13 protein-coding genes are annotated in these 10,243 nt (G+C 42.4%); 10 read left to right on the top strand and 3 right to left on the bottom strand.

Translation table 11 applies throughout. The annotated features are described in order from the left end of the window. On the top strand, positions 1 to 140 hold a 140-nt coding region (locus EI161_RS11690; RefSeq protein ID WP_192528726.1), incomplete at its 5' end, for an IS1 family transposase. Between the two features lie 219 nt (positions 141 to 359). Here the strand turns inward: EI161_RS11690 and EI161_RS11685 are convergent. Next, complete coding sequence (locus EI161_RS11685) at positions 360 to 1,337, bottom strand: GlxA family transcriptional regulator (RefSeq protein ID WP_192529619.1); 978 nt, start codon at positions 1,335 to 1,337, stop codon at positions 360 to 362. Positions 1,338 to 1,445: 108 nt separating this feature from the next. Here EI161_RS11685 and EI161_RS11680 point away from each other — a divergent pair, with 108 nt between their 5' ends. The 4 genes from EI161_RS11680 (at position 1,446) to EI161_RS11670 (ending at position 4,073) form a co-directional block, all read left to right on the top strand. After that, entirely contained in the window at positions 1,446 to 1,994 is a 549-nt protein-coding gene (locus EI161_RS11680) for a cysteine hydrolase family protein (protein ID WP_192529618.1), read from the top strand. A 93-nt stretch (positions 1,995 to 2,087) separates the two neighbouring features. Further along, complete coding sequence (locus EI161_RS11675; protein ID WP_192529617.1) at positions 2,088 to 3,002, top strand: MBL fold metallo-hydrolase; 915 nt, start codon at positions 2,088 to 2,090, stop codon at positions 3,000 to 3,002. Positions 3,003 to 3,100: 98 nt separating this feature from the next. Further along, positions 3,101 to 3,301, top strand: coding sequence for a hypothetical protein (locus tag EI161_RS14830; protein ID WP_225735365.1), 201 nt, complete (start codon positions 3,101 to 3,103; stop codon positions 3,299 to 3,301). Then, a complete protein-coding gene (locus tag EI161_RS11670) occupies positions 3,267 to 4,073 on the top strand; it encodes an MsnO8 family LLM class oxidoreductase (protein ID WP_225735364.1) in 807 nt (268 codons plus the stop codon). The genes EI161_RS14830 and EI161_RS11670 overlap by 35 nt, the downstream gene beginning before the upstream one ends. Positions 4,074 to 4,295: 222 nt before the next feature. On the opposite strand, the gene EI161_RS11665 is transcribed toward EI161_RS11670, so the two are convergent. Next, entirely contained in the window at positions 4,296 to 5,231 is a 936-nt protein-coding gene (locus EI161_RS11665) for a LysR family transcriptional regulator (RefSeq protein WP_192529616.1), read from the bottom strand. A gap of 97 nt (positions 5,232 to 5,328) precedes the next feature. Between EI161_RS11665 and EI161_RS11660 the strand changes: the two genes are divergently transcribed. After that, entirely contained in the window at positions 5,329 to 5,763 is a 435-nt protein-coding gene (locus tag EI161_RS11660; protein ID WP_192529615.1) for a DMT family transporter, read from the top strand. Between the two features lie 6 nt (positions 5,764 to 5,769). Then, positions 5,770 to 6,231 carry a DMT family transporter gene (locus tag EI161_RS11655; RefSeq protein WP_192529614.1) on the top strand — a complete coding sequence of 154 codons (462 nt, stop codon included), beginning with the start codon at positions 5,770 to 5,772 and terminating at the stop codon, positions 6,229 to 6,231. Between the two features lie 44 nt (positions 6,232 to 6,275). Here EI161_RS11655 and EI161_RS11650 read toward each other — a convergent pair whose 3' ends face one another. Then, a complete protein-coding gene (locus EI161_RS11650) occupies positions 6,276 to 7,181 on the bottom strand; it encodes an alpha/beta fold hydrolase (protein ID WP_192529613.1) in 906 nt (301 codons plus the stop codon). 633 nt (positions 7,182 to 7,814) lie between these two features. Between EI161_RS11650 and EI161_RS11645 the strand changes: the two genes are divergently transcribed. From EI161_RS11645 to EI161_RS11635, 3 genes are all read left to right on the top strand, one after another. Continuing rightward, the gene (locus EI161_RS11645) at positions 7,815 to 8,771 is read left to right on the top strand and encodes an energy transducer TonB (RefSeq protein WP_192529612.1); all 957 of its coding nucleotides are present in this window, start codon (positions 7,815 to 7,817) and stop codon (positions 8,769 to 8,771) included. Positions 8,772 to 8,894: 123 nt separating this feature from the next. Next, a complete protein-coding gene (locus EI161_RS11640) occupies positions 8,895 to 9,584 on the top strand; it encodes a MotA/TolQ/ExbB proton channel family protein (protein WP_192529611.1) in 690 nt (229 codons plus the stop codon). A 113-nt stretch (positions 9,585 to 9,697) separates the two neighbouring features. Then, positions 9,698 to 10,099, top strand: coding sequence for an ExbD/TolR family protein (locus EI161_RS11635; RefSeq protein WP_192529620.1), 402 nt, complete (start codon positions 9,698 to 9,700; stop codon positions 10,097 to 10,099). Positions 10,100 to 10,243: the final 144 nt, after the last annotated feature.

The raw sequence follows: 10,243 nt of genomic DNA, 5'->3' as shown, positions 1-10,243 counted from the left end.
GTATAGAGGGTAATAACTGTCGCCTTAGACACCGATTAAGACGAGCGGTTAGAAAGACTTGTTGCTTCTCAAAAAAGCTTGATAATCATTTTAAAGTGTTTGATTTGGTGTTCTTTTACATCAATTATGGCTACGTCTGATGCCAGCATACTTTTTAGAACACCACCGGCTGTTTCAGTCATGTGCGGTTCGATAAGCCCTGTAGTTTCGGTGTCGAGTATGTATGTGGTCATAATTAGCCTTAGTAAATATGAGGAGCTTAGCAATCTGTTATAAGTGGTCTATTAATAGGTTTGAAGGGTGAAATAAGTGGTTCCCTTGGTGTATAATTTTAACTCAGCCACCGCCTAAACATCTCATTATTTATTCGTATTGAATCTCCGTCGATACTCACTTGGTGTCAAACCAACAATGCGCTTAAATATCTTACGAAACGCACTGACATCACCATAACCCACCTTCCACGCAATTTGCTCGACAGGCGTTAAAGAGAACTGTAGATAATCTTTTGCTTCTCCGATGCGTAATCGCTGACAGTATTCGGTTGATGTCATACCCGTTGCCTTATGAAAACGGCGTAGAAAAGTACGCTCTTCTAACTGCGCGCAATTGGCTAAGGTAGATAAATCAATATCCTTGGCTTCTGTTTTTTGTAGCCAATGCTGCACCTTTAGTATGGCCGCGTCCCCATGGGTGAGGTTGGGCGAGAATGCGCTGTAATAACATTGTTCGCGCCTTGAGGGATCGATTAACAACGCACGAGCGGTCTCATTCATCACTTGTGAGCCAAGAAAGCGATCCACCATCCTCAGTCCCAAATCTGTCCAAGCCATTGCGCCACCAGCGGTCACAATATCACCGTCTTCGATAATAATGCGATCCACATCCAAATCGACATCAGGGAAACGCTGCTTAAAATCCTCTACATAACCCCAATGCGTGGTCGCCTTGCGTTTGGAGAGTAATCCTGTTTCGCCCAATAAAAAAGCACCGGCACAGACGGATGACATGATTACACCTCCTGAATGCTGATCTCTCAGCCAGTTCAGCCAAGACGCTGCTGCTTGTTGTTCAATCGGTGCCTCTAACGTTGGCGGGATAATGACAGCCGCTAATTGTCCAACGCTATCGGGATTACTAGAAAAAGTGCAGGTAGGCAGCAGATTAGTATCTTTAATCTCCCAGTGACTCACTTGTAGAGGAAGATCAGTTGTATCTTGGCGCTTGGCGGCGATTTTACTGGCAATGACGAACAGATCAGTCAGACCAAGGATGGCCGCCATTTGTGCCTTCTCATAAACGACCAAGCCGATTTCAATCTTATTTTTTTCATTCATGTGTCGTTATTAACCTCTAATGTGTCGATGTAGCCACTCGTTAGTGTAGCACAGTGATTGTAAAATATACGTCTATACAGTCACTTCCATAACCAAAGAGGCACTATCATGAACACACAAGCACTGATCGTTGTAGACATCCAAAATGAGTATTTCGCGCAAGGTAAGTTATCACTCGTAGGTATTAACGAAGCCGCTGATAATGCTGCTTTGGTGATTGCGTCTGCTAGAGAAAAAGGCCATACCGTCATTCATGTTCGTCATGAAATGCCTTCTGCTGATGCACCAATCTTTACGCCTGGTAGCGATGGTGTGGTGATCAATGAGAAAGTAAAACCTGTAGAGGGTGAAGCCGTCATCACTAAGCATTACCCCAATTCGTTCCGTGAGACTGCTCTGAAAGAGCTATTGGATAAAGAAGGTATCAAAGAGGTGACCGTGATTGGCGCCATGAGCCATATGTGTGTGGATGCCACCGTTCGTGCGGCGGTGGACTTTGGTTACACCACGACCACCATCCATGATGCATGTGCCACGCTTGATCTTGAATTTAATGGCACGACCGTACCCGCCGCTCAGGCTCATGCCACCATCATGGCAGCGATTGAGTTTCTATATGGCGAAGTGATTGATACCCAAACTTGGATTGCGCGTTAATCCAGAGTTGTTAATCAAATCGTGATTTAGTCATGAAATAGACTCTTAAACCCTATTCTCATTAAGAAGAACTTCCTCAATAAGGTAGCTATTATGAATATAGTAAAATCGCTGACCGGCACCACACTGTTAAGTGGCGTTATATTGTTAACCGCATGTACCACCTTTGCTAGTCCAGCAGCAAATTCTAACGCGGTAAAACAGACGGCTGCCAACACCGTTCAATTTCAGCAAATCCGTAATGCCACGATCAAGCTTGATTATGACGGCACCACTTTTTTAGTGGATCCGATGCTAGCGGCTAAAAACGCTTATCCAGGGTTTGAAAATACAGTTCATAGTGAAATCCGCTATCCAATGGTAGATTTGCCAATGTCTATTGCAGAGGTACTTAAGGCGGATGCCATTATTTTGACCCATTTGCATGCTGATCATTGGGATGATGCCGCACGTAACCTTGTGCCTCGTGACATGCCAATTTTTACCCAAGATGCAGCCGATGCGGCAACCGTGCGTAAAGATGGTTTTACTGATGTCAGAGTATTAACAGAGCAAGGCGTTGTGTTTAAAGGTACTAGAATCAATAAAACCATCGGACAGCACGGTACTGATGCAATGTACAAAATACCAGCCCTTGCCGAAGGACTTGGCAAAACGATGGGTATTGTATTCCAGAAGTCAGGCTACAAGACCGTTTATGTAGCAGGGGATACCATTTGGGATAAGGAAGTAGAAGATGCACTGACTCGCTACAAGCCTGATGCGGTCGTCCTCAATACAGGTTATGCGAAGATGACTGGTTTTGTCGATGATTCTATCATTATGGGCAAAGACGATGTATACCGTGCGTATCAATTCTCGCCTAATGCCCAGATCATTAGCGTGCATATGGATACGGTCAATCATGCCACGCTAACTAAAGCAGAGCTGCGCCGCTTTATTGAGGAAAAACATCTGGATAAACAACGTACGCTTGTTCCTGATGATGGTCAGTACTACAAATTCTAGAATTGGTTTTAGATAAGTCGTTTTTCAAACCTTCCTTGTATGGCAATACCCAAAGTGTGTTGCCATACATCATCAATACGGTATAACTGAGATCGTTTATGAATATTCCAAATAATTCTGGCAACGCCCCTTTTGTTCTTTCGGTGCTCGACAATGCCTTCACGGGTGTTGGTCACACGATAGAGGGCACCATTCAAGAGATGATCGCTCTTGCGAAACTGGCGGATAAAAGAGGCTTTGAGCGGTTTTGGATGTCTGAACATCATGCTACCGAATCATGTGCCTTTGGTGGTCGCTGAACAATTTGGTATGCTCGATGCGATGGCGCCAGGACGAATCTATCTGGGTTTGGGAAGGGCGCCAGGTACGGATGGCGCAACGGCGTCAGCTTTGCGTCGTCATCACGCGGCGAACGATGAGTTTCCTCAGCAAGTCGCAGAATTGTTGGGCTTTTTAGAAAACAGTTTTCCAAAAGAGTATCCTTATAGTGAGGTTCATGCGGTGCCAGGTCCATGGCAAGCCCAGCAAAACCGAGTACCACCATCAAAGACCGCTGCTGATGTCTGGATCTTGGATTCATCGACTTATTCAGCCCATATGGCAGCACAGCTTGGCAGACCTTATGCATTCGCGCTACAGTTTGGCAGTGCCGACATACTAAATGCCATGCGCATTTATCGAGAGAATTTCCGTCCATCACAATTTCTAGCCAAGCCATACAGTTTGGTCAGCATTGGAGCGATTGCGGATGAAGATCCTGTAGAGGCTCGCCGCCAGTCGACTCCTTCTGCCATGGCAATGTTAAGGATGTTCCAGCGCAAGCCTTTTGCCCTACTTCCTCCTGATGAAGTAGCCGCTTTTCAAGGAAATTCACAAGAGCGCCAGATTATTGAGCAGTATACTAATCAAACCCTTCATGGCACTGCTGCCGAGGTCGCAAAAGGTTTAGAGGATATTCAGGAGCAGACAGGTGTCGACGAGGTCATGTTGGTTGTTCAGGGTTATTCGCGATACGCCCAATCACATACTGTTGAGCTAATCGCAGATCATTATGGTATGCCAAGTCACTAGATCCTGTTGAGATTAGCGATATTAAAATCTTAGCAAAGCGCTTAATGCCTAACCATTAGGCTCAATCGATTCAAGGGTTTGTTAGGTATACCCAAAAAAACCTTAATCTGGTAATTAAGAGACATCCTAGTTTTCTAAACAAAACGAGCGTAGTAATTCCTTCTTATTCCACCTTTTTCTCGTAAGATGTAGGAATAATTATTGTAGTTAAATTATCACTTTTTAATCAAGTTGCCAATAAAGAGGGTGGTCATAAACCTTAGCAAAGTAATCAATCAATGTTCTTACATTTAGAGAGACATGGCGAGTGTTAGGGTAAATAGCTGCGACATGCTGAGGTGTGGTTTTGACTGCCGTATCATAATCAGGCAATAGCTTAATGAGCTCGCCGCTCTTTAAATACTCACCGATGAGCCAATCTGGAAAAAGCACAATCCCCATACCTTTGAGTGCAGATACCAATAAAGATTCTGCATTATTAGACATCAATAAGGCGGGCGCTAAGAATGGCGTCCAATCTTCATTTCCTGTTTTAAAAAGCCAACGATTCGGTCCTGTTGAGCCTTTGTATACTAGGCATTTATGATGCATCAGATCTGCTGGTGTTTGTAGCTTACCGTGTATGCGTATGTACTCCGGAGAAGCGGCAAGATGATAAGTTTGCTCACCAAAGATACGCGCATGAAAGGCTGAGTCATTTAGAGTGCCGATTCTAAAAATAACATCTGTTGCGTAATGATGAGGATCAATAAAGTCATCCGTTAACGTCAAATCTATCTTTAATTTAGGATATTGAGCACTAAGCTGTGGCAGCCAAGGTGCGATATGCCGTTGTCCAAAAAAGACAGGGGCGTTGATTCTTATTAGACCACCCGGTTCTAATGTCCTATCTTGAAGTTCCTGCTGTGCTGCACTCATGCTCTCGGTCATGGAGTGTGCATAGCGCATAAACACACGGCCCGCTTCAGTTGGAATGACAGCACGTGTATTACGATGAAAGAGCTGTTGCCCTAAAGAGTCTTCTAACTGTTTGATGATACGAGACACTTTAGAAGCTGACACGCCTTCTTTTCGAGCCACTACAGAAAAGTTTTGAGCATTAAAAACCTCTATAAAAAACAGCAAGGTTTTTATATTGATCGTATCTACCGTATTCATTTGTGCAACTTATGCAAAGGTCATTTCTGTATTATAGCGTTTTTTAATGGGTATAGGCTGCGGTACACTACGCCGCATTGCTCATTAGGAATTTTTTATGCAAATTTTATTAATACTTATTGTTGTTTTAGGCGGCATGGGGTTGTCCGTTGAAGCGGGATTATTGGGGCCTTTAGGAAGTGAGGTAGGCGAGCTGTGGGCAACGTTGAGTATTTTTGGCGTTGGCGCTGCTCTGACATTCTTTTTGATGTTGTTTTTTAGTCCGCGAGATAGCCCTTCCTTTTTCTCACAGCCCCCTTTACTGCTGGTTGGCGGTATTTTAGGTCCTGTTTATGTGGTGGTATTAACCGTGGTGACACCGGTCATTGGTATTGCGTTGACGATGATTGGCATACTGGCTGGGCAAGTGTTTCAGAGTTTACTCATAGACCATTATGGTTTGTTTGAGACTATGGAGCGAAAAATAGACAGCAAACGCATTATCGCTTTATTTTTTATTATTGCTGCACTTATCTTTATGGCACAGGGGTAAAAAACAATGCTTATTTTAATGATTGTATTGTCGATAATTGGCGGCGCGGCTTTGAGCGTACAAGCGGCATTGAATGGCCGTCTTGGCGGCAATGTTGGGGTGTTTAAAAGTGCTTTTTTAACCTTTTCTGTGGGTGCGGTAGTAACTGCATTGCTTATTTTCTTTTTTGAGCCAAGTCATACTTTCACGTTGTTGGATGTCCCTAAATGGCAACTGCTTGGTGCCTTATGTGGCGTTCCTTATATCGTCATTATGGTGGTTGCAGTCCAGCGTATTGGTACTGCAGTGGCAACGGTAGCGGTTATTTTTGGTCAGCTGAGCATGAGCGTACTGATCGATAATTTTGGCTGGTTGGGTAACGAGGCGATTAGCCTTTCGGTCAGTAGAATGGCGGCTTTGGTTTGCTTAGCTATCGCACTTTGTTTTATTTATGCCAGTAGTAAGTCTGAGCCTAAAGAGGCTCAGTAGTTCATATGTATTGATTATTTCTAGACATATTTTTTACTTTGTAGCTATGAAGAACTGGGTATATTACTGCTGAACCTTTTTATAATGATAGTCGCACACTGTTCAGGTGCTTCCATTGGCAGAAGATGTTCATTGTCTGATAGCTCAATGATGCGTTCAACAGGGACGAGATCTTCCCAAACTTTACGAACCTCATTGCTAATAAACATAGAAGGTTTGCCAACAATAGTGGTGTAGGGGACATCAAGAGTGTTCAGATCTTTTAAGGCTTCATTGACGAAAGGGGTATCAAAGTAGCTTGCCATCTCTTGCTCAGGTGTAAACAGCAGACTATATTGACCTTGTTCATTTTCGACAAGACTGTTCTTTGCAAAGACATAAAGATTGTTGTCATCAATACGTTTGAAGGGGCGATGTGCCCGTAGATAGTTGTAATATGACTCAATACTTTCCCAATCCGCTTGTTTGGCTCGTGTGCTTTTAAAAGGCTCTTGATCTACCTTCAACTCGTTAGGTACCGAGTTCATCATGAGGGTCTGTGACTTGGTAAAAGTAACAGGCTCTATTAAATAAAGCTGTGAGAATAGTTCGGGACGCTTTGCCGCCGCAATGGCAGTGGCAGTCGCGCCTTGAGAATGTCCAATACCGACGATAGGCTTATCCTGTGTATTCTCTAAAAAATCAATCAATATATCGGCATCTTGTTCGCGGGTTAGCTTCTTCACAGTGGGTAAATCATACCAATAGCCACGCATAGCAAGACTGGTGATAGTGAATTGCTCACTAAGCTTGGTTAATAGTGGTAGGTAGACACCAGTCGTAAAGCCATTGCCTCCATAAAAATGCGCAGGAGGCAGCTTTGTATTTTTATTATTATCAACCAAAGCAGACAGGTCATAATAGCGTGCTTTTTTGCTATCTAAAGTCATCGTACGTTCGAATGTTTGCATGGTATTGTTCTTATTATTCGTTAATGATTAAAAGCTTACTTCACCTTTTACGGTATCAACTTTTATAGTAGTGGCAGACACGCCATTATTAGTAGCCACAGCCAGTTAAAATGGCTGTGGCTACTAATGTCGCTATCATAGTTGTTAATAAAGGGCGCTTGAATACAGGTACTAGTATAGGAAGTAAAGTAGTAAACATAAGTGACTCATAATATTACAAACTATAGAAAGTTGATTATTCAAATGACTGCAAAATATAGGATAGCTAGTAAAAAGCCTGTGTAGCTGCATTAATAACGGAGCTTTTCGCAATTAATTTGCCTTCAGGGTTAGTGCTTAGTTCGATTCTCTGAGAAGTCGAAAAGGTGAGCAGCGATTATAGTAAAGGAGTTAATAGTGTATATCAATGAGAATGATTGTCATTATTTAGTTTAATAGGTTGAGATATTTAACTATGTAACAATTTTCAGCTAGTAGTTTCGTTCTAGTCAGCTTTCAACTTAAACCTATTTAGATAGAGAGGATGATTCGTAAGCGAAAATTAATATCAGAAATATAGTTATTAATATTATTGATAATAGTTATCGTTTGCATTATCATTACAGTTTTATTTCATAAGCTTATTAGACTGATATGAGTTCAACAAGTTTCAATGTGCCATCACTTAAATTAACATCAACAGTTATGGGTTGTGTTGTCGCAATACATTTGATGACGGCAATTGTATTGGTGATGGTCAAAACCCCTGTGACTACTATTAAGCCACTTAAAATAACGCCGCCTATAGAAATACAGTTGGTGTCAGAAGTTACGACAATTGCAGAGCCGGTGACGGCAGTCGCAGAAGTCGAACCTATTAAAGCCCCTAAACCACAATCTGTTAGCGTAGCTGAGGAAAAACCAGAGCCTAAAAAAGCAGTGCAACCAGTGGTGAAAAAAGAGACAGCAAAGCCTAAAGTCGGCACTAAACCTACTACGACAATAAATACGACAACAAAAATAGTAAAGGACAAGCCTGTCATCAAACAACCAATAAGATCACAAGAATCGGACGCAGCAGCTCAAGAAAGCGCTTTAGCAGCCGATAACGAACGTAAGATATTGGCAGCACAGGCTGAAAAGGCTACTCAACAAGCGCATGCCAAAGCTATGCGAGAGTCTCAGGCTGTAGCGGATGCCAAAGCAAAGGCAGATCGTGAAGCGCAAGCCGAATCCGATGCTAAAGCTGCAAGAGAAGCCGCACAAGCCGCTGCTCGTGAGAAAGCCAATCAACAAGCCGCCGCCGCAAGTAATACCCCCGTCAATTTTACTGCCACTAACGCTAACTGGGCCTCAGCACCGAATTTTAGTTTTCCTGCTCGTGCCAGACGAGCTGCTAAATCAGGCGAAACCTTTAGGGTGGTCTTGATATTACAAGTTAATAAGCAAGGCGGCATTGATAATGTGAGCTTAGCGCAATCTTCTGGCAACGCTACACTCGATAGAGAAGCTCAGCAACAAGTACGTTCTGGTAAATTTAAACCCTTTACGAAACATGGCGTACCAGTGGTGGGTAATGTGACTTTACCCATCAGTTATGCAGTGCCGTAAAAGTTAGTTATTTACCAAGTCTATTATTTTCAAAGCATCACTATTTATAATTTTTCATGATAAGTCGATATGCGGTACTCGCAACGAACTTATATGATTACATAACCTATTAAGGAGTCTGATATGGACTTTACAAGCTACTGGCAATATAGCGATTTGGTGACCAAAAGCTTGTTTTTCTTGCTATTGGTCTTATCGGTGCTCTCTTGGGTAACTGGTATTATTCGTATATTACAAAGCCGAAAATTGGCCGCCTGTGTTGCTGATGATTTGAGTCAGCAGGTTGAGATAAAACGTTCAGCTGTGAATAACTCTGATGCTGCTATGCGTCGATTAGTCATTGAGCAAGCATTATTAAAGCATATCGGGCGTTACCGTTTTGCTAGCGAACGCGGCCTACCTATTTTAGGCACAACTGCAGCGATCGCGCCATTTATTGGGTTATTTGGTACAGTGTGGGGTATTTTTCACGCGTTACATAACATCGGTACCAGTGGGCAAGCAGGACTTGGACAAGTGGCAGGGCCAGTTGGCGAGGCGCTCATTATGACAGGTCTCGGTATTGCCGTCGCAATTCCAGCAGTGGTGTTTTATAACCTTGCCGTACGTATCAATAGACGGGTAATGTACCATGCCAATGATAGAGCCCATGATTTATTAGCGCAGTCTGTTGATTTAGCAGCAATGCAACCTTCAATGGAGCTTCATAATGTAGCTGAAAAGCAGGGTATAACTACTAATGTCACTGGTAGTAAGAGTGCTCATAGCAATAGTAGTATTTATACTGATAAACAAGAGGCTTATCAACAGTAGCAGTTCTAGCTTTCATTCATAAAACGGTTATAAACGCTAGGGCTACATAGCTTTTGTTAAAAAAAGCAAACGTTTATGACTTTATATAAGACGGATACATGATTGAGAATATTATGGCATTTCAGTTAGGTGATGATGACGTCCAAAGTATGAATGAGATGAATCTCATTCCACTGATTGATATCATGTTGGTATTAATGATTATCTTTTTATTAACAGCGACTGTATTGAATCCAACAGTACCGCTCGATTTACCCAAAACTAGTGCGTTAGTCAATGACCAGCCACCTGAAGTAATCCAAATCAGTATTGATAAAGATGCTGGTATTTTTTGGGATAGCGATCCTATTAGTATGGAAGAAATAGAGAGGCGTTTACAACAACAAAATGATGCTGGTAAAGATCCATCGGTACAACTGCGGGCAGATAAAGACAGTAAATATGACACCGTTGCTCAAGTACTGGCTGCAGCGAGTAAAGCAGGGCTAAGTAAGATAGCATTTGTAAACGAATAGGAGTCATTTATCATAATGTGCTTTCTATATAATTTCACTCCGCTATTAGTAAAAATAATTAAGATAATAATAAAAAAATGTAACAATAACGGAGTTTTTCAAGCTAGTTGTCACCATAAACTAAATTAAGCGGCTCGTAATTGA

This window comes from Psychrobacter sp. FME5 (assembly GCF_014861375.1).
Classification (GTDB): domain Bacteria; phylum Pseudomonadota; class Gammaproteobacteria; order Pseudomonadales; family Moraxellaceae; genus Psychrobacter.
This window is presented reverse-complemented; position numbering and strand designations above follow the sequence as displayed.